The 19019-nt window shown below is 61.0% G+C and carries 15 protein-coding genes; 7 read left to right on the forward strand and 8 right to left on the reverse strand.

Annotated elements, in window-relative coordinates; all coding sequences use genetic code 11:
* Nucleotides 1-27 precede the first annotated feature (27 nt).
* Nucleotides 28-702 carry a phosphoribosylglycinamide formyltransferase gene (gene purN / locus A6U87_RS04950; RefSeq protein WP_065690062.1) on the reverse strand — a complete coding sequence of 225 codons (675 nt, stop codon included), beginning with the start codon at nucleotides 700-702 and terminating at the stop codon, nucleotides 28-30.
* Nucleotides 699-1772 carry a phosphoribosylformylglycinamidine cyclo-ligase gene (gene purM, locus A6U87_RS04955; RefSeq protein WP_065690063.1) on the reverse strand — a complete coding sequence of 358 codons (1074 nt, stop codon included), beginning with the start codon at nucleotides 1770-1772 and terminating at the stop codon, nucleotides 699-701. The genes purN and purM overlap by 4 nt, the downstream gene beginning before the upstream one ends.
* Nucleotides 1773-2013: 241 nt before the next feature.
* Here purM and A6U87_RS04960 point away from each other — a divergent pair, with 241 nt between their 5' ends.
* The 5 genes from A6U87_RS04960 (at nucleotide 2014) to A6U87_RS04980 (ending at nucleotide 8362) form a co-directional block, all read left to right on the forward strand.
* Nucleotides 2014-3135 (forward strand): AI-2E family transporter, encoded by a 1122-nt coding sequence (locus tag A6U87_RS04960; protein ID WP_065690064.1) that lies wholly within the window; start codon nucleotides 2014-2016, stop codon nucleotides 3133-3135.
* Nucleotides 3132-3845: a DnaA regulatory inactivator HdaA gene (hdaA, locus tag A6U87_RS04965; RefSeq protein WP_065690065.1), complete on the forward strand. Its 714-nt coding sequence runs from the start codon at nucleotides 3132-3134 to the stop codon at nucleotides 3843-3845. The genes A6U87_RS04960 and hdaA overlap by 4 nt, the downstream gene beginning before the upstream one ends.
* 64 nt (nucleotides 3846-3909) lie before the next feature.
* Nucleotides 3910-6114 carry an RNA degradosome polyphosphate kinase gene (locus tag A6U87_RS04970; RefSeq protein WP_065690066.1) on the forward strand — a complete coding sequence of 735 codons (2205 nt, stop codon included), beginning with the start codon at nucleotides 3910-3912 and terminating at the stop codon, nucleotides 6112-6114.
* Nucleotides 6115-6126: 12 nt separating this feature from the next.
* Nucleotides 6127-7650 carry an exopolyphosphatase gene (gene ppx / locus A6U87_RS04975; RefSeq protein ID WP_065690067.1) on the forward strand — a complete coding sequence of 508 codons (1524 nt, stop codon included), beginning with the start codon at nucleotides 6127-6129 and terminating at the stop codon, nucleotides 7648-7650.
* Nucleotides 7651-7741: 91 nt separating this feature from the next.
* Nucleotides 7742-8362 (forward strand): YdeI family protein, encoded by a 621-nt coding sequence (locus A6U87_RS04980; RefSeq protein WP_065690068.1) that lies wholly within the window; start codon nucleotides 7742-7744, stop codon nucleotides 8360-8362.
* A gap of 83 nt (nucleotides 8363-8445) precedes the next feature.
* Here A6U87_RS04980 and A6U87_RS04985 read toward each other — a convergent pair whose 3' ends face one another.
* The 4 genes from A6U87_RS04985 to A6U87_RS05000 form a co-directional block, all read right to left on the reverse strand.
* The gene (locus A6U87_RS04985; RefSeq protein ID WP_065690069.1) at nucleotides 8446-9804 is read right to left on the reverse strand and encodes an esterase-like activity of phytase family protein; all 1359 of its coding nucleotides are present in this window, start codon (nucleotides 9802-9804) and stop codon (nucleotides 8446-8448) included.
* Nucleotides 9805-9849: 45 nt separating this feature from the next.
* On the reverse strand, nucleotides 9850-10917 hold the full coding sequence (locus A6U87_RS04990; protein ID WP_065690070.1) for an adenylate/guanylate cyclase domain-containing protein: 1068 nt from the start codon (nucleotides 10915-10917) through the stop codon (nucleotides 9850-9852).
* A gap of 148 nt (nucleotides 10918-11065) precedes the next feature.
* A complete protein-coding gene (rnd, locus tag A6U87_RS04995; protein WP_065690071.1) occupies nucleotides 11066-12211 on the reverse strand; it encodes a ribonuclease D in 1146 nt (381 codons plus the stop codon).
* A gap of 84 nt (nucleotides 12212-12295) precedes the next feature.
* Entirely contained in the window at nucleotides 12296-13687 is a 1392-nt protein-coding gene (locus A6U87_RS05000; protein ID WP_065690072.1) for a multicopper oxidase family protein, read from the reverse strand.
* A 270-nt stretch (nucleotides 13688-13957) separates the two neighbouring features.
* Between A6U87_RS05000 and aspS the strand changes: the two genes are divergently transcribed.
* Nucleotides 13958-15748, forward strand: coding sequence for an aspartate--tRNA ligase (gene aspS, locus A6U87_RS05005; protein WP_065690288.1), 1791 nt, complete (start codon nucleotides 13958-13960; stop codon nucleotides 15746-15748).
* 64 nt (nucleotides 15749-15812) lie between these two features.
* Here the strand turns inward: aspS and A6U87_RS05010 are convergent, their stop codons facing one another.
* Nucleotides 15813-16979 (reverse strand): serine hydrolase, encoded by a 1167-nt coding sequence (locus A6U87_RS05010; protein ID WP_065690073.1) that lies wholly within the window; start codon nucleotides 16977-16979, stop codon nucleotides 15813-15815.
* Between the two features lie 66 nt (nucleotides 16980-17045).
* Here A6U87_RS05010 and A6U87_RS05015 point away from each other — a divergent pair, with 66 nt between their 5' ends.
* Nucleotides 17046-17690: a TetR/AcrR family transcriptional regulator gene (locus tag A6U87_RS05015; RefSeq protein ID WP_065690074.1), complete on the forward strand. Its 645-nt coding sequence runs from the start codon at nucleotides 17046-17048 to the stop codon at nucleotides 17688-17690.
* Nucleotides 17691-17757: 67 nt separating this feature from the next.
* On the opposite strand, the gene A6U87_RS05020 is transcribed toward A6U87_RS05015, so the two are convergent.
* Nucleotides 17758-18945: a hypothetical protein gene (locus A6U87_RS05020; protein WP_065690075.1), complete on the reverse strand. Its 1188-nt coding sequence runs from the start codon at nucleotides 18943-18945 to the stop codon at nucleotides 17758-17760.
* Nucleotides 18946-19019 lie beyond the last annotated feature (74 nt).

Genomic DNA, 19019 nt, shown 5'->3' on the forward strand with positions numbered 1-19019 from the left:
GCAAACTCTGAACTACTCTCTTGAATTTCAGGCTCTGTCGCCGATCAGCGATACGACCTTGCCGCCCACGGCCGATGCCGGATTGTCGCCGCTACTGACAGCCTTGCCATCCTTCATCGCGACCTTGCCCTCTGCAAACAACTTCAGTGCTTGCGGATAGATCTGGTGCTCGACGGTCAGAACGCGCGCTGCCAGCGTGTCAGCGGTATCGTCGGAGAGAACCGGCACGGCTGCCTGGCCGATAACAGGACCTTCATCCATGCCTTCGGTGACGAAATGCACGGTGCAGCCGGCGATCCGCATACCGGCGTCGATTGCGCGCTGATGCGTATGCAGGCCGGGAAACAGCGGCAGCAGGGAAGGGTGGATGTTGATCATCCGACCCTCGTAGCGTTGGATGAACGTGCCGCTCAGCAGTCGCATATAGCCTGCAAGGCAGAGAATATCCGGTGACAATTCGTCGAGTGCCGCGAAGATCGCCTCTTCGTGCGCTTCCTTGCTGGCGTAGTCCTTGCGCGCGAACGCGAAGGTCGCGATGCCCTCGGCAGCCGCCTTGGCCAGCCCGCCGGCATCGGCCTTGTCGGAGATGACGCCCACGATCTCGGCCGGATAATCTCCGGCCTTGGCGGCCGCGACCAGCGCCATCATGTTGGAGCCGCCGCCTGAGATGAAGACGACGGCGCGTTTGCGCGGTGACGTCATATGGCGAGCGTACCCTTGTAGAGCGTGCCGCCAGCGCCTTCAGCGCGAGCGATCATCCGACCGAGCCGTACGACGCTTTCGCCCTGTGCCTCCAGTGCCGAAATGACGGTGTCTGCATTCTCGGCGGAGACGACGGCGATCATGCCGATGCCGCAGTTGAAGGTGCGCAGCATCTCGTTTGCCTCGACGCCGCCGGTCTTCGACAGCCAGGAGAATACGGCCGGAACCTTGACGGCGGTAAGATCGATCTCGGCGGCGAGGTGCTTCGGCAGCACACGCGGAATGTTCTCGGGGAAGCCACCGCCGGTGATGTGCGCCAGCGCCTTGACTGCACCGGTTTCACGGATCACGCTCAGGAGCTGCTTCACGTAGATACGGGTCGGCGTGAGCAGGGCTTCGCCCAGTGTCTTGCCGTCTGCAAACGGGGCCGGTTCGCTCCAGTCGAGGCCGGAAATGCCGACGATCTTGCGCACTAGCGAGAAGCCGTTGGAGTGAACGCCCGAGGAAGCGAGGCCCAGAATGACGTCGCCTTCACCGATGTCACCGGAAGGCAGCAGCTTGCCGCGCTCGGCAGCGCCGACGGCAAAGCCGGCCAGATCGTAATCGCCGGAGGAATACATGCCCGGCATCTCGGCGGTCTCGCCGCCGATCAGCGCACAGCCCGCATCACGGCAGCCGGCCGCGATGCCTTCGACGATCGCCGCACCCTGATCCGGGTCGAGCTTGCCGGTCGCGAAATAGTCGAGGAAGAACAGTGGTTCCGCACCCTGCACGACGAGGTCGTTGACGCACATGGCAACGAGGTCGATGCCGACCGTGTCATGGTAGTCAGCGTCGATCGCGATCTTCAACTTGGTGCCGACGCCGTCGTTGGCAGCAACCAGAACCGGATCGGTGAAACCGGCTGCCTTGAGGTCGAAGAGTCCGCCGAAGCCGCCGATCTCGCCGTCGGCGCCGGGGCGACGGGTCGAGCGTACAGCGGGCTTGATCTTTTCGACGAGAAGGTTGCCAGCGTCGATATCCACGCCTGCGTCGCTATAGGTCAGGCCGTTCTTTCCAGACTGGCTCATGCTGCTCTCCGATGGCTGTCTTCGAGGCGGGAAATATCCCCGCGTCACATGCGGTCGCAATTGCATGGCGGGGGCGTTTATGCAAGGGATTGCATGGAGAAAGCCCCAATTTCCCGCTATTTTGACCGAGGCATTCGGGATTTTAAGCGCCGGGGTTGACCATTCTCGCGGCTGCATCCTATGTGGCTCGAAGGCCGCACCGAGGTGTCGCGGCCAAGCGGCGGCCGATCAGAGGTAAGTGATGCCACAGCAGGTTAGCGGGGCAGGTCTCAAGCGCCAGGTCATCTTCTGGCTGATCGTGCTCGCCTTCTTCATCGCGTTTCTTTTTGTTTTCAGCTCGATCCTGCTGCCATTCCTGGCGGGCATGGCGCTCGCCTATTTCCTGGATCCGGTCGCCGATCGGCTTGAGCGCCTGGGTCTCAGCCGGTTGATGGCGACGATCGTCATCTTGATCTCCTTCGTGATCCTGATCGTCCTTGCGCTGATGATCCTCATTCCGATCCTTGCAAGCCAGTTCAGCGATTTTGCAGGCCGATTGCCCGGCTACATCGATCAGCTGCAGACGTTCATTACCAAGTCGCAGGACTCCGTACTGCCGGACTGGATCAAGAGCCAGCTGGGGACGATCAAGAACAATTTCTCGGAAATCCTGTCGCAGGGCTTCGGCCTGCTCACCGGGCTTTTCAGCCAGGTCTGGAGTTCCGGCCTTGCCGTCGTCAACGTGATCTCGCTGATGATCGTCACGCCTGTGGTTGCCTTCTATATGCTGCTCGATTGGGATCGCATGGTCGCGAATATCGACAAGTATATCCCCCGCGATTATGTCGACAACGTCCACCAGATCATGCGCGAGATCGATCAGGCAATTGCCGGTTTCATCCGCGGGCAGGGGTCGCTGTGCCTCATCCTCGGCATCTGGTACGCCGTCGGCCTGTCTCTGGTGGGTCTCAATTTCGGCCTGTTGATCGGCCTCTTCGCGGGCATGATCAGCTTCATTCCCTATGTGGGGTCAATGGTCGGCCTGGTTCTGGCGGTCGGCGTGGCCATCGTCCAATTCTGGCCTGACTATATCTGGGTCGGCGCCGTGCTTGCCGTCTTCTTCAGCGGCCAGTTCATGGAAGGCAACATTCTGCAGCCGAAGCTCGTCGGTCATAGCGTTGGCCTGCACCCCGTGTGGCTGATGTTTGCGCTGTTTGCCTTCGGTGCTCTGTTCGGCTTCGTCGGCCTTCTGGTCGCGGTCCCCGCCGCCGCTGCCGTCGGCGTGCTTGTTCGTTTCGCGCTTTCGCGCTACCTTCAAAGCGATCTTTATGCTGGCGCGGCGAAGCCCGGCCAGGTCAGGAAGACAAAAGCTGATCCCAAATGACTGACGTGAAAACCGCTGATTCAAGGCGCAAGGCTGTTGAGCAGCTTCCCCTGGCATTTTCGCATGATGCCGCGACCGGTCGCGACGATCTGCTGATCTCGGAGCGGCTGGCCGCCGCCGTGTCGATCGTTGATGCCTGGCCACAATGGCCGTCGCCAGTGGTCATTCTTGCGGGCCCCGTCGGTTCGGGGAAAACGCATCTGGCGAATATCTGGAAGGAGCACAGCGGCGCCGTTTCCATCCACCCGAAAGTAGGCGCGAATGCTGCAGTGGAGGCCGCCAGCAACCCGGTGCTGTTCGAAGATGTCGACCGTGTGGGCTTCGACGACACAGAACTCTTCCATGTCATCAACAGCGTGCGGGAAAATGGCAACAGCCTGCTGATGACGAGCCGCCTTTGGCCGATGTCCTGGCCGGTGGAGCTGGCCGATCTGCGTTCTCGCCTTAAGGCAGCAACCGTCGTCGAGATCGGTGAGCCGGACGAAGATCTGTTGTCCCAGGTGATCGTCAAGCTCTTCTCCGACCGGCAGCTTTATATAGATGACAAGCTTGTTCTCTATATTGTCGCCAGGATGGAACGTTCGCTGAACGCTGCCCAGACGATTGTCGAAAGGTTGGATCGCCTTGCGCTGTCGAGGGGTACCAAGATCACGCGGTCGCTGGCTGCCGAAGTGTTGAATGAATTGGGCAATTCCGACCCGGCTGATTGACTGTCACAGTTCCGTCGTGAAACTGATATAATTCGCTTGGCCGAACGAAACGGGGCAAAATACCATGGACAGTGCAGTCGCGGAGCACCATGAACCTACACCGGAAGCCAAGGACAATGTGCCCCCGCTGGAACAGCTACTGTCGAGCCCGGAACGTTTCATCAACCGCGAATTCTCCTGGCTGCAGTTCAACCGCCGTGTTCTCGAAGAGACGCTGAACACCGAGCATCCCTTGCTCGAGCGCGTTCGCTTTCTGTCGATCTCGGCTGCCAACCTCGACGAATTCTTCATGGTGCGCGTGGCGGGCCTCGAAGGTCAGGTGCGCCAGAACATCGTGGTTCGCACGCCGGATGGCAAAACGCCGGCCGAGCAGCTGGATGCGATCTTGCAGGAGATCGACAACCTGCAGATGGAGCAACAGGCATCGCTCGCCGTTCTCCAGCAGTACCTTGCCAAGGAAGACATTCTGATCGTCCGTCCGGGCGCGCTCAGCGAAGCTGATCGCAACTGGCTTGCGACCGAATTCGAGCAGGCGATCTTCCCTGTGCTGACGCCGTTGTCGATCGATCCGGCGCACCCTTTTCCCTTCATTCCGAATCTCGGCTTTTCGATCGGCTTGCAGCTCGTCAGCAAGAACGGCCGCGATCCGATGACGGCGCTGCTGCGCCTGCCGCCGGCGCTCGATCGTTTCGTGCGTCTGCCGGACGATGGCAGCACGATCCGCTACATCACGCTCGAAGATGTCGCTAACGTCTTCATCCATCGCCTTTACCCCGGCTACGAGGTGCAGGGCTCCGGTACGTTCCGCATCATTCGCGACAGCGATATTGAAGTCGAAGAAGAAGCGGAAGATCTGGTGCGCTTCTTCGAAACGGCGCTTAAGCGCCGCCGTCGTGGATCGGTGATCCGCATCGAGACCGATTCCGAAATGCCGGCATCGCTGCGCCAGTTCGTCGTCCAGGCGCTGAACGTTCCCGACAACCGCGTTGCGGTCTTGCCGGGGTTGCTGGCACTCAACACGCTTTCGGAAATCACCAAGGCTCCGCGCGACGACCTTCGATTTCCGCCCTACAACGCGCGATTTCCAGAGCGCGTCCGCGAACACGCCGGCGACTGCTTCGCCGCCATCCGCGAAAAGGACATGGTGGTTCATCACCCCTACGAGTCCTTCGACGTGGTGGTCCAGTTCCTTCTCCAGGCTGCGCGCGATCCTGACGTTCTGGCGATAAAGCAGACGCTTTACCGCACATCGAACGACAGCCCGATCGTTCGCGCGTTGATCGACGCCGCCGAATCCGGCAAGTCCGTCACCGCGCTGGTCGAATTGAAGGCCCGCTTCGACGAAGAAGCCAATATTCGCTGGGCGCGCGACCTTGAACGCGCCGGCGTGCAGGTTGTCTTCGGCTTCATCGAATTGAAGACCCACTCGAAGATGTCGCTCGTCGTTCGCCGCGAGGAAGGCAAGCTGCGCAGCTATTGCCACCTCGGCACCGGCAACTATCACCCGATCACGGCGAAGATCTATACCGACCTGTCGTTCTTCACCTGCAACCCCGTCATTGCCCATGACATGGCCAACATCTTCAATTTCATCACCGGCTACGGCGAGCCGGAAGAAAGCATGAAGCTGGCCGTCTCTCCGTACACGCTGCGCACGCGCATCCTTCGTCACATCGACGAAGAGATCAAGCACGCCAAGAATGGCGCGCCGGCGGCGATCTGGATGAAGATGAACTCGCTGGTCGATCCGGAGATCATCGACGCGCTCTATACGGCGAGCCGCGCCGGCGTCGAGATCGATCTGGTCATCCGCGGCATCTGCTGCCTGCGTCCGCAGGTGGCGGGTCTCTCGGAGAATATTCGCGTCAAATCGATCGTCGGCCGCTTCCTCGAGCACAGCCGCATCTTCTGCTTCGGCAACGGCCACGGCCTGCCGTCCGACAAGGCGCTCGTCTACATCGGCTCGGCCGATATGATGCCAAGAAACCTCGATCGGCGCGTCGAAACGCTCGTTCCGCTGACAAATCCGACCGTTCACGAGCAGGTTTTGTCTCAGATCATGCTCGGCAACCTCATTGACAATCAGCAAAGCTACGAGATATTGGCCGACGGGACGTCCAGGCGCATGGAAGTGCGCAAGGGCGAGGAGCCGTTCAACGCGCAACAGTATTTCATGACGAACCCGAGCCTTTCCGGTCGTGGTGAAGCCTTGAAATCCAGTGCGCCGAAGCTGATCGCCGGCCTGCTTTCCGGCCGGGCAAAAAGATAAAACTGGACCTGTATGGTTGAATCAGAAGCCCAGGGGCGCCTTCCAGGGATTGCCCCGGTCTCCGTTGTCGATATCGGGTCGAACTCGATCCGTGTGGTCATCTACGAGGGCATGTCCCGGTCGCCGACGATCCTTTTCAATGAAAAGGTTCTCTGTGGTCTCGGCAAAGGCATCGCGCTGACCGGCAAGATGGACGAGGCCAGCGTCGAACGGGCGCTCGCAGCTCTGCACCGTTTCAAGGCACTCTCCGATCAGGCGCGTGCGGCAACGATGTATGTCCTCGCGACCGCTGCGGCGCGCGAAGCTTCCAACGGCCCGGATTTCATTCATCGCGCCGAAACCATCCTGCAGCGGAAGATTCGTGTTCTTTCCGGCGAGGAAGAGGCCAAGTTCTCGGCGCTCGGTATCGTCAGCGGGTTCTTCCAGCCCGATGGGATCGCCGGCGACCTTGGCGGCGGTTCGCTGGAACTTATTGATATCAAGGGCAAGGAAATCGGCCAGGGCGTGACCTTGCCGCTCGGCGGCCTGCGCCTCTCCGAATACGCCAACGGATCGATGGAGAAGGCCCGTGCCTTCGCCCGCAAGCATGTGAAGACCAGCGCCAAGCTTCTCGCAAAGGGCGAGGGGCGGACCTTTTATGCCGTCGGGGGCACATGGCGAAACATCGCCAAGCTCCACATGGAGCTGACCCACTATCCGCTGCACATGATGCAGGGATACGAAATCACCCTCGACGCAATGATGCAGTTTCTCGATCAGGTGGAGACGGTCAGGGATTCGAAGGATCCGGCCTGGGCCGCGGTCTCGAAGTTCCGTCGCGTGCTGCTGCCCTTCGGCGCGGTGGCGATGAAGGAAGTGCTGAGCGTCATGAAGCCAGCGGTCATCTCCTTCTCGGGGCAGGGCGTGCGCGAAGGCTATCTGTTCTCGCTGCTGTCCGAGAGCGAATGTCGTGCCGACCCGCTGATCGAAGCGGCCCGGGAGCTGGCGATCCTGCGTGCGCGATCTCCGGAACATGCGCGGGAATTGGCTGAATGGACGGGACGCATGATGCCGTTCTTCGGCATCACAGAGACGGAAGAGGATGCCCGCTATCGTCAGGCAGCCTGCCTTCTTGCCGACATCAGCTGGCGCGCCCATCCCGACTACCGTGGCCTTCAGGCGCTGAACATCATCGCCCACACGTCTTTCGTCGGGATCACGCACCCAGGCCGCGCATTCATCGCGCTTGCCAATTACTATCGCTTCGAAGGGCTTCACGACGACGGCGCGACCGGTCCGCTGGCGACGATCGCGACCCCGCATTACGTCGAGCGTGCGAAGCTCCTGGGCGGCATGCTGCGTGTCGTCTATCTGTTCTCCGCCTCGATGCCCGGTGTCGTCCGCAACCTGACCTTCCAGAAGTCGTCGAACCCCGATCTGGACCTCGAATTCGTGGTCCCGTCCGAATATCGCGACTTCGCCGGCGAGCGCCTGGATGGGCGCCTGCAGCAGCTTGCGAGGCTGACAAACAAGCGGCTGGCCTTCCGGTTCGAATAGCACGCCGCATCTCGCTTCGGCCGCAAGTTGACGCAATGGTTTGGTATGGTTGAACTGGCCATCCAATCACGTGCGAATCTGGGCGAGAGAAATGATTACGGACATCGAGGACTTCTTTACGAAAGGATGCGGACGCTGCGAGCGGTTTGCAACACCTGACTGTTCGACGCGGCAATGGATTGACGGCTTGAACGAGCTGCGCCGGATCTGTCGCAAGGCAGGTCTCGTCGAGACGGTAAAGTGGGCGCATCCCTGCTACATACATGAAGGCCGCAATATCGCGATAATCGGCGCCTTCCGCGGCGATTTTCGCCTGACGTTCTTCAATGCCGCACTTTTGAAAGACCCCGAACGCATGCTTGAGAAGCAGGGGCCGAACACGCAACATCCTGATATGCTTCGCTTTATGGAGAACGCGCAGGTCGCAAACATGGAGCCCGTTATGCTGTCCTACCTGAAGGAAGCGATGGGCTATGCCGAAGCTGGCATCAAGCCGCCCAGGGGGCAAAGCCAGGTCGAACTGCCCGAGGAGTTGATTGAGGCATTGGATTCCGACCCTGAACTTGCCGAGGCTTTTCACGACCTGACAACTGGACGGCAGAAAAGCTACGTGATCAATCTCAGCGGTGTGAAGAAATCGGAAACCCGCGCGGCGCGGATCACCAAATTCCGCGGTCACATTCTCGCCGGCAAGGGCGCGACTGAACGGTAGCTCAAGCTTTCGAACTGTGGCCTGCGCCGCCTATTCCTGGAAAGCCCCGCTTTCCCGCGGGGCCTTCCTTGCGAGGCCCAGGCTTACTTCGCGTTCAGCAGATCGCCGACTTCGAGCAGGCTGAACTCGTTGTCGTCTGCCTTGTCGACAGCGCGGCCGGCGGAGAAGGGCAGGTTGTTGTCGTTGCCGACGATGATATGCGTGGCATCGACGCGATCGACGTTTTCGATCGTCACGAACGGCATGTCGTAGATGCCGTCCTTGCTGCCGGCCTTCTTCTTGTTGTCGGGGTCCTTGATACCAAGAAGATCGATGTAGCCGATCTTGCGGACGGCCTTGCCGACATTGGCGTCGTTGAACTCGATCTTGTAGATGCGCTTGAGTTCGGCCGGGGCTTCGAAGCAATCCGGCTTCGGCTGCTTGGGATCGGCGCAAGCCTTGTCCTTGCTGCCGGCGCCGTTGTCGCGCTCGATGACGAGGGCGGTGGAGTCGTCCAGCATGTTGAAGTCGCCGATCGACACGCCCTTGTCTTCGAATGGGTAGAACCAGGTGCGGCCGGTCCAGTTCTTGGAAGCGGTGTCGAACTCGATGACACGGATGGCGGTGTGACCGTCAACCGATTCCATCTTGCCGTCTTCGAGATAGAGCGGGCCTTCGAGTAGGCCATAAAGCTTGCTGCCGTCCTTCGACATGGCGAGACCTTCGAAACCGCCCGAACGCTTCAGGTTGAAGACCGGCATCTTGGCGGTCGGGTTTGCCGGAACCGACAGGAGAGGATTGTCGGGCGACATGACGGGCTTGCCGTCAACGACGGTCGAAACGACGTCCCTCAGGCGGCCTTCGGTATCGAATTTCAGAATATAGGGTCCAAATTCCTCACCGATCCAGAAGCCATCGGCAACCGGCTGCACGGATTCGATGTCGAAGTCAGCGCCGGTGAGGTAACGCTTTTCGGCGCCTTCGAGCACGATCGGGAAGGGCGCCTTCTTGTCAGGATCGGACAGGAACAGGTTCTTCACAACCTCGACCTTGCCGGTCGCCCAGTCGAACTTCATCTGGTGCAGGAACAGCATGGCGTCGCTGGAGTTGGCCTTGGAGCCGAAGCCGTTGTCGGAGAGCGTCCAGAAAGTACCGTCCGGCATGGCCTTGATACCGGAGAAGCCCTGGATCGGCTGGCCGTCGAAAGGCAGCTTCAGGTCGGTCACGCGAGCGCCGTCCTTGCCCGGAACTGTGCCGAGCGCTTCGGTGCGCTTGCGGTCGGCCGTGGTGAACTTGCCGGAGTGCTTCAGGAATTCAGGTGCGTCGGCCGGAGCCGGGACCAGCGTGTTGGCAGGCAGGATGGCCTGGCCGGCCAGCTTTGCAGGAAATTGCTGCTGGTCGGCTGCTGCCGTGCCAGCGATCAAAAGTACAAATGAAACGGAAGCAAGAAGAGTATTTTTCATCGAAACCCCCAAAGATTGGAATGCGGGTCTCGATTAGCAGGGGATTCATGTCGGCGCGTTGACGCCTGCGTGAAGCTTTGGTGACGCCTTCCGGCTTTCGGCCTTGACGAGAGCGATGACGCCAAGGCTCTGGCCACGCCCTTTCACGGCATGGGTTCCGAGATCCTCGGCCACAACGGTCTCCGGCATGAAGATGCGCTGGGCGAGGTCGGAGGAGATGAGCACCGAGCGGTTCAGCGTCTTGCAGAGCGTCTCGAGACGGGAGGTGGTGTTCACGGTGTCGCCGAAATAGGTGATCTTGTGGTGATCAACGCCGATTTCCGCAGTGATGACGGTGCCGCCGTGCAGCGCAGCCCGCAGCCGTGGCACCTGGCCGTAGGTCTTCAGCCAGCTTTCCGCATCGTTTTCAATTTCGCCGATGATGTCGAAGATGCAGTTCACGCATCTCGCGAACTTGACGCCGCGCTCCAGCGGCCAGCTGATGATCGCTGCATCGCCCACGTAGTCATCGATCGTGCCCTTGTACTTCCGCACCGGCTCCGCAAAGGCCGCAAACAGCGAGCTCAGCATCTGTTGGGCCCGGAGGTCGCCATGCTTTTCCGCGAAGGCGGTGGAATCCACTAGGTCGATGAACAGGAAGACACGTTCTTCGCTGAGCGGCTTGCGGTAGCGGCTGAAGAGCATGCTGGTGAAGATGTCGCGTCCCAGCAATTCGCGAACGCGCAGCACGAAGATGATCAGTGCGCAGACGGCGAGCGCATAGAGAAATGCATCGAAAGGCAGGATGACAGCATCGATCCACGATCCCGGACGAAAGATGCCGAGCGTCCACATCGAAAGGCCGGCAACGGCAAACCCGGCGCTCATCAGGATTTCGTAGATGAAGATTTCGGCCAGGAAGAACGTCACCGTCGGCAGAGCCTGCATACGACGATTGAGGCGGCGCAGGATGACTTTACGCTCGAAGGCAATGATCGGCAGGCCGATCGCCAGCGCAAAGGTTGCTCCAACGAACGGATGGCCGCCGTAAAATCTCATGTCGTAGAGGACACCGCTGGCCGCGATCACGAGCGCGATCAGTAACCAGTTCTGGACCGGAGATATTTCCCGCATATAGTCTTTTTAACCCTGACGTGTAACGCGTGTACCCAGGAATGTAGGTAGCATCCAGCGTTTCTGTAAGGGCGCGTCCGGTCGGTTTCTCGATTCCAACGGCCCTCAGAAAATGCTTATACGCGCAAAAACGTCCGACTTGTGACCGCTACAGCGTTACCGTCTCGACTTTTTTGCCGACGAAACGCAGTGCGACCTGGCCCTGGATCAACTGCAGGGCAGGTTCGCCGAACAGCTCCCTGCGCCATCCGTGCAGAGCCGCGACCTCGGCCTTCTCACCCTCGGCAGCGATCTTGTCCAGATCTTCACTGTTGGCGATGACCTTCGGCGCAACGCCGTGTTTTTCCGAAATGAGCTTCAACAGCACCTTCAGGAGTTCGGCTGCCGCTGCAGCGCCTTCCGGCGTCTGCGTGTGGCGCGGCGCATGCGGCATCTCGCTCTTCGGCAGAGCGAGTGCAGCGTTGACGGCCTCGACAACAGCGGTGCCGGCGGCCGAACGCTCCCATCCCTTCGGGATCGTTCTCAGCCGGCCGAGCGCTTCCGCATCTTTCGGCTGTTGCTGCGCAATCTCGTAGATCGCATCATCCTTGATGACGCGCGAGCGCGGTACGTTGCGGCTGCGGGCCTCGCGTTCGCGCCAGGCGGCAACGAACTTCAGGATCGCCAGTTCCTGCGGCTTGCGTAGACGCATCTTCAGGCGCTGCCAGGCATCGTCTGGATGAAGATCGTAGGTTTCCTGGGCTTCGAGGACATCCATCTCCTCCGACAGCCAGGACGAGCGCCCTTCGCGCTCCAGTTCGGCCTTCAGGTAGAGGTAGACGTCCCGCAGGTGCGTCACGTCGGCAAGTGCGTAGTCCAGCTGCTTTTCCGACAGCGGCCTGCGGCTCCAGTCGGTGAAGCGCGAGGACTTGTCGATCTGCACGCCCTTGGTGCGGCTGACGAGCTGGTCATAGGAGACGGAGTCGCCGAAGCCGCAGACCATCGCGGCAACCTGCGTATCAAAGATCGGATGCGGGATGAGACCGCCACGATTGAAGATGATTTCGATGTCCTGGCGCGCCGCATGGAAGACCTTGAGCACGGCCGGGTTGGCCATCAGCTCGAAGAACGGCTTGAGATCGAGACCCTTTGCCAGCGGATCGACCAGCACTTCCGTCGTCGGGCTCGCCATCTGGATCAGGCAGAGTTCCGGCCAGAAGGTCGTTTCGCGGAGAAACTCGGTGTCGATAGTAATGAATTCTGACTTGGCCAGCTCTTTGCAGGCCGCCTCCAAATCGGCGGTTGTTTCGATCATATCAATTCATTCGCAGGTAAAAGGTTGATAAATCTTCCTTCTCCTTTCGGCCGGATATGTCAACAAGAAGCCCGCGATTAGTTGTCAAACAACCCGGACATAACTGGTCATACCGGTCTTCTGGTGCTCGATGATGTGGCAATGCAACAGCCAGTCGCCGGGATTATCTGCGACGAAGGCCAGCTGTACTTTCTCGTCGGGCTGGATCAGGTAGGTGTCGGTCACGACAGGCATCACTTCCCGCGTCGAGGAGGAGAGCACGGTGAAGCTCATGCCGTGAAGGTGAATCGGGTGCGTGTGCGGTGTTACATTCTCGAGCTGGAAGATGTAGCTCTTGCCCAGTTTCAGTTCCGCAAGCGGCGCTGTCGGGTCCTTCGTGTCGCCGGGCCACGGCACCTTGTTGATCGCCCAGAAACTGTAGCCGAGCGTGCCGCAGATGCTGTCGGCAGGTGCGCTTTCCGCCGTGGCGCTCAGAACCAGCGGAATTTTCTGCGCGGCATCGAGATCCGCCCGGGCCACGGGATTGGCACCAAGTGTTGCCAGATCCCCGACATTGCGCTTCAACGACTGGCCGACGGACCGAAGCTTGGCGATCGTCTTCGGCGTCGTGCCGCGAATATCCTCGAGCGTGGCGATCGCGCCTTCGCCGTCAGGCATACGCACCGCAAGGTCGAGGCGCTGGCCGGGGCCGATCAGCAGCAGATCGAGCGGGAAGCGTTTGGGCACCGGGTTGCCGTCGATCGCGATCACGGTAGCGTCGGCTCCTTCCATCCTCAGCGAGAAGATGCGCGTCACGTCGGTAACCGCGATCCGCAGCCGGACCAGGCCGCCGGCAGGAGCGTCATATTGCGGCTCCTGGTGCCAGTTGGCAGTGCGGACGGTGCCGTAGGTTCCGGTCTTGGCGGCATCGCGCGGGCGGAATGCCGCGATGAACTGTCCATCGCTGCCGAGGCGCCAGTCGCGAAGGTTGAGCACGACCTCGGAATCGAAGATCGGGTCTTCAGCATCTTCGACCACGATGACTCCGGTCATGCCGTGGCCCATCTGGGTCAGCGTATTGCAGTGGGGGTGATACCAGAACGTGCCGGCATCAGGCGGCGTGAAGGCATAGTCGAAACTGTCGCCGGTATAGACGTAGGGCTGCGTCATGAAGGGAACGCCGTCCATCTTGTTGGCGATTCTCAGACCATGCCAGTGGATGGTCGTCGGCTCGTCGAGCGTGTTGGTCAGCCGTGCGGCATAGGGCTTTCCCTTGGTCATCCTGAGCACCGGCGGCAAGCCACCATCGCCCCAGGTCATGATGTCCTTCGTTATCCCAGCATCGGTAATACTGGCCGTCGTCTTGACCGCTTTCAGGACTTGCGGCTCCGGCGCCGCTGCCGCCATCCCGAATTTGCCGGCAACACCGATGCCGACCCCGTAAGCGCCTGCGACGGCGGAAGCCTTCAACAGATTGCGGCGGGTGAGAAAGGGCATGGCGCGGCTCCGGAAAAGTGATATCGGCCCTTCTTAAAGTTGACCGCAGGCTTCAGCAATATGGGGCCGGCTGCCAAACTGCCGCATGGGCCTGGCAAAGGGATAGGGTTCCCGTGGTGTGAAAGGCGCTTTCAAAGCGACGACCAATCGCGCCAAGTCTTGACAAATCAGGCAGTCCATGCGCTTTTCCGCCCGATTTTCTTGTCGGCGAGGGAGAGCCATTGGAGCCCCCGACCGCCGTCTTTAAGCCAAATACTGGGAATTGAGATGATGCATCGTTACCGCAGCCACACATGTGCAGCCCTCCGCAAGGCGGATGTCGGCGCCAATGTCCGGATTTCCGGCTGGGTCCACCGCGTTCGTGACCATGGCGGCGTTCTCTTCATCGACCTTCGCGACCATTACGGCATGACCCAGGTCGTCGCCGATCCGGATAGCCCGGCCTTCAAGATCGCCGAGACCGTGCGCGGCGAGTGGGTCATCCGCATCGACGGCGTCGTCAAGGCGCGCTCGGAAGACACCGTCAACAAGAACATGGCGACCGGCGAGATCGAACTCTACGCCCAGGAAATCGAAGTCCTCTCCGAAGCAAAGGAACTGCCGCTGCCGGTGTTCGGCGAGCCGGATTATCCTGAGGACATCCGCCTCAAGTACCGCTTCCTCGACCTGCGCCGCGAGACGCTGCACAAGAATATCGTCAAGCGCAGCCAGATCATTTCCGATATCCGCAACCGCATGACGTCGGCCGGCTTCGGCGAATACACGACCCCGATCCTGACGGCGTCTTCGCCGGAAGGCGCGCGCGACTTCCTCGTGCCCAGCCGTATCCACCCCGGCACGTTCTTCGCCCTGCCGCAGGCGCCGCAGCAGTACAAGCAGCTCCTGATGGTCGCCGGTTTCGACCGCTACTTCCAGATCGCTCCGTGCTTCCGCGATGAAGACCCGCGCGCCGACCGCCTGCCGGGCGAATTCTACCAGCTCGACCTGGAAATGAGCTTCGTCACCCAGGAAGACGTCTGGGACACGATGGCCCCGATCATGACCTCGGTCTTCGAGCAGTTCGCCGAAGGCAAGCCGGTCACCAAGGAATGGCCGCGCATCCCTTACGATGTCGCGATCCGCAAGTACGGCTCCGACAAGCCCGACCTGCGCAACCCGATCGAGATGCAGGCCGTCACCGAGCATTTCGCAGGCTCCGGCTTCAAGGTCTTCGCCGGCATGATCGCCTCCAACCCGAAGGTCGAAGTCTGGGCGATCCCGGCCAAGACCGGCGGCAGCCGCGCCTTCTGCGACCGCATGAACGCCTGGGCCCAGTCGCTCGGCCAGCCGGGCCTCGGCTACATCTTCTGGAAGGAAGAAGACGGCAAGGTCGGCGGTTCCGGTCCGCTTGCCAAGAACATCGGCGAAGAGCGCACCGAAGCGCTCCGCGTCCAGCTCGGACTTGAAGCAGGCGATGCCGCCTTCTTCGTCGCCGGCGAGCCGGCGAAGTTCTACAAGTTCGCGGGCGAAGCGCGCACCAAGGCGGGTGAAGACCTGAACCTCGTCGATCGCGACCGTTTCGAGCTGTGCTGGATCATCGACTTCCCGTTCTACGAATGGAGCGAGGAAGACAAGAAAATCGACTTCGCCCACAATCCATTCTCGATGCCGCAGGGCGGCCTCGAGGCGCTGCAGACGCAGGATCCGCTGTCGCTCAAGGCCTACCAGTACGATGCCGTCTGCAACGGCTTCGAAATTGCCTCGGGCTCCATCCGTAACCAGTCGCCGGAAGCCATGGTCAAGGCCTTCGAACTGGTCGGCCTCAGCCAGACGGATGTCGAAGAGCGCTTCGGCGGCATGTACCGCGCCTTCCAGTACGGCGCGCCTCCGCATGGCGGCTGCGCCTTCGGTATCGACCGTGTGGTGATGCTGCTGCTCGGCGCCAAGAACCTGCGCGAAATCACGCTGTTCCCAATGAACCAGCAGGCGCAGGACCTCCTGATGAACGCTCCGTCGCCGGCAACCCCGAAGCAGCTGATGGAACTGTCGCTGCGCGTCATCCCGCCGGTCAAGAAGGACTGAGCAAACTGATTGAACAAAAAAGCCGGCGACCTGTTCGCCGGCTTTTTGCATTTTTGGAGCGCGGTCAGATCGCCGCGTAGACCGCCTTGCGTAGATCCACGGTGAACCGGCCCCACATGCCCTCGAGTGTCGTGTTGGTAAGGGCGACCACCGTCAACCCGTTGGATGGGTCCACGAACCAGCTATGGCCATAGACGCCGCCCCACTGCAGCGATCCTTTCGTAAGCGGCACCTGCGCCGCGTCCGGGTCGGTGACGACGGCCCAACCGAAACCGAATCCGGAGCCGGGCTCCACGGCCTGCCGACGCCCACCGGTCTGGTCGACCATCATCGTTGCGACCGTTTCGCTTGAGAGCAGGGGAGCGCCACCCCTTCGGATCGTCTCGAGGATCGTTAGGATATCGTCTGCCGTGCCCGCCATCCCGGCGCCACCGGAGTGATAGGAGGTCGGATCGAAGATGCGATCCGGCGCGAAGCGCACGGAGCCGGTCAACGCCGACACCAGCGCTTCCTTGCCCATCAGCTTCGGCTCCGGCGAGGCGTCCGTGTAGGCTGCGGCAAGACGCTGGCGATCGCGAACGGAAAACGCGGTGTCCCGAAGCCCGAGGGGGCCGGTGACGAGCTCCGCCACGGCCTCGTCAAGCGAAACACCCATCTCGGCCTCGATGATACCGCCGAGCACATCGATCGCGAGCGAATAACGCCAGCCTTCTCCGGGGGTAAACAGCAATGGCGTGCTCGCGATCCGCCGAAGGTTCTCCGCCAGCGACATGCCGGGCTCGCCGATACCGTCAGAGACGCCAGCGCGCACATAGGGACCATCCTCCTCGGCAAAACAATAGCTGAGGCCCGACGTGTGGTTCAGCAGATGCCGTATCCGGATGGTTGCCTCGCCGCCATCGGGCAGCGTCGGGCGGAAATCAGGGAGCCATTTGGTGATCGCATCGTCCAGTCCCATACGTCCTTGCTCGATCAGCCGCATTGCGGCGATCGTGACGATCGGCTTGGTGACGGAGGCCAGCCGAAAGATGGTGTCTTCCCGCATTGCAATGCCGTTCTCTCTGTCGGCGAGGCCGGCGGCACGGCGATAGACCGTCTCGTCATTGGCGGCGATCAGGACAACCGCTCCGACCAGCCGTTTGTCGTTCAACGCAGCATCGATTGCCGCATCTACCCCCTCAGCGAGGGAAAGGGGCGTTGTTGCTCTCTGCAAATCAAGGGGAAGACTCATCGGACCAGATCTCCTATAATCACAATGACCATTCCTGAATAAATCAGGTTGCAGAATATTTCTAGAGTGATCATTGTGAAAAATGACGACAGCGCGAAAAAAGTGACCTCGGGCAGGCGAGGGCGGCCACCGGCCTTCGACCGGGAGACGGTGCTCGCCGCCGCGCGCGATACTTTCTGGGAACACGGCTACGACGGTTCGTCCATCGCGGACTTGACCGCATCGATGGGGATAACCCCGCAGAGCCTCTACGCCGCCTTCCGCTCCAAGGCCGAACTCTACCGCGAAGCGTTGAACCAGTATCGCCGCATGCCCCGGCCGAACCCGGGCAATCCGTTCAGCGAAGCGATCGATACCGTCACGACGTTCGCCCGGTTCCTCAAGAACTCGGCCATCATCTTCACGGCGCCCGAGCACCCCAAGGGCTGCATGATCTCGACGGCGGTGCTGAACTGCGCATCCGAAAACGAAGACATCGCCCACTATGTCTCCTCGCTCCGGCTCGACACGCTGCGGCTGTTCACCGCGCGCATCGAGCGCGGCATCGAGGAAGGGGACATCAAACCGGATGCGAACGCAGCCTCGCTCGCCCGCTTCCTCGGCGCCATCGTCCAGGGCATGTCCGTCCAGGCGCGCGACGGTGCCACCACGGCAGAGCTTCTGGACGTGGTCGACCACGCCCTGACCGAACTGCGCCGTTACACCGTCTAACCCCAAGAAAAGAAAACCCGGCGGACCAGAGGCACGCCGGGTTCCAGGTACTCGCTAGGCGCAACGATCAATCGTTGGCCGAGACCTTCACGCCGAGGACCTGGGGCAGGGTGTTTGGCGCACCCATGGCCGCGCCCATGATCATCGGGAACGGAACCGGCTTGGCGGGGGCAGCGCTGACCGTCAGGCTCTTCGGGTCGTCCAGGAAGGTGTTGACGGCAGCCGAGATGGCGTTCTGCAGCTCCGGAATGTTGAGCTGAGCGAGCATGATCGGGGTCATCGCCTTCAGCGAATCCGCCATCTGCTTGCCGGACATGTTCTGCTGGCTGCCGGCGTAATCGAGCGCGCGCTTGGTGATCGAAGCATCATCGAAGCGGATCTGGGCGCCTTCGAACGACAGCTGTTGCAACAGGCCGAGCATGGAGAGACCAAGCGCCTGCTGAGCTTCTTCCTTGTTCGCATTGGCTTCAGCCTGCTTGGCGGCTTCCTGCAGCGACTTCACGAACGGCATCGTGTAGCCGGAGATCTTGAAGGCGAGGTTGAGCCTGCCGACGTTCGTAAAGTCGAACGCAAATTCGGAAACGTCGATCGTGCCAGGCGCCAGATCCCAGGCGCCCTTCATCGTGATGTCGCCGTTGATGTGCTGCAGCGCCAGCTTTTCGATCGCTTCCTTGCTCTGCGGGTCGCTGGCCTTGGTGAGATCGGCCTTGAGGCTCTTGAAGGCGCCGTCGAAATCGAAGCCGGACTCGTCTTCGCGCAGCGTCAGGTTGACATCGCTGCCGCCGAGCGAAAACACCTCGGCGCCGTCCTTGACGACCTTGATCGGGCCGGTATGCGCGCTTTCATAAAGCAGCATGGAATCCAGACCTTCGCCCTTGGGGTCGGCAGGAATGGAAATGCCGCCGAGCGACAGCTCGGTTGCCGTCAGCGTCGCGCCGTCATTGGTGGTGTTGATATCGGGGAAGGCTGCTTCCTCGATGTAGTAGCCGCCGTCTTCGTCTTCCTCGACACCGGTCAGCGTGATTTCGCCGATCGGCATGGCTTCGCCGCTGTTGGGCTTGAAGCTCGCGTTCTTCAGCGTGACAGTCGTGCCGTCGACATCGACGCCTTCTGCCGCCAGCGTGCCGCCCTGGAGCGTATAGGCCGCATTGATCTTCTTCAGCAGGTCCTGGCCATCAAGAGCGAAGGCGGAGCCGGCGAGGGAAAGAAAGGCAACGCCCGACAGCATCAGCCGTGTCGTCCGGTAAAATGTCATTGGTGGTCCTCTGTGACGGTGTGAGTTTGGTCGTCAATCTACTACGGATCGATGGCGGTTTATATTTGCGGACT

The organism is Rhizobium sp. AC44/96, from assembly GCF_001692185.1.
In the GTDB taxonomy this organism is placed as follows: Bacteria; Pseudomonadota; Alphaproteobacteria; order Rhizobiales; family Rhizobiaceae; genus Rhizobium.

Bases quoted from the DNA above. Each gene is read 5' to 3' on its own strand.
- purN (WP_065690062.1), bottom strand. From the start codon at position 702: ATGACGTCACCGCGCAAACGCGCCGTCGTCTTCATCTCAGGCGGCGGC.
- purM (WP_065690063.1), bottom strand. From the start codon at position 1,772: ATGAGCCAGTCTGGAAAGAACGGCCTGACCTATAGCGACGCAGGCGTG.
- A6U87_RS04960 (WP_065690064.1), top strand. From the start codon at position 2,014: ATGCCACAGCAGGTTAGCGGGGCAGGTCTCAAGCGCCAGGTCATCTTC.
- hdaA (WP_065690065.1), top strand. From the start codon at position 3,132: ATGACTGACGTGAAAACCGCTGATTCAAGGCGCAAGGCTGTTGAGCAG.
- A6U87_RS04970 (WP_065690066.1), top strand. From the start codon at position 3,910: ATGGACAGTGCAGTCGCGGAGCACCATGAACCTACACCGGAAGCCAAG.
- ppx (WP_065690067.1), top strand. From the start codon at position 6,127: ATGGTTGAATCAGAAGCCCAGGGGCGCCTTCCAGGGATTGCCCCGGTC.
- A6U87_RS04980 (WP_065690068.1), top strand. From the start codon at position 7,742: ATGATTACGGACATCGAGGACTTCTTTACGAAAGGATGCGGACGCTGC.
- A6U87_RS04985 (WP_065690069.1), bottom strand. From the start codon at position 9,804: ATGAAAAATACTCTTCTTGCTTCCGTTTCATTTGTACTTTTGATCGCT.
- A6U87_RS04990 (WP_065690070.1), bottom strand. From the start codon at position 10,917: ATGCGGGAAATATCTCCGGTCCAGAACTGGTTACTGATCGCGCTCGTG.
- rnd (WP_065690071.1), bottom strand. From the start codon at position 12,211: ATGATCGAAACAACCGCCGATTTGGAGGCGGCCTGCAAAGAGCTGGCC.
- A6U87_RS05000 (WP_065690072.1), bottom strand. From the start codon at position 13,687: ATGCCCTTTCTCACCCGCCGCAATCTGTTGAAGGCTTCCGCCGTCGCA.
- aspS (WP_065690288.1), top strand. From the start codon at position 13,958: ATGCATCGTTACCGCAGCCACACATGTGCAGCCCTCCGCAAGGCGGAT.
- A6U87_RS05010 (WP_065690073.1), bottom strand. From the start codon at position 16,979: ATGAGTCTTCCCCTTGATTTGCAGAGAGCAACAACGCCCCTTTCCCTC.
- A6U87_RS05020 (WP_065690075.1), bottom strand. From the start codon at position 18,945: ATGACATTTTACCGGACGACACGGCTGATGCTGTCGGGCGTTGCCTTT.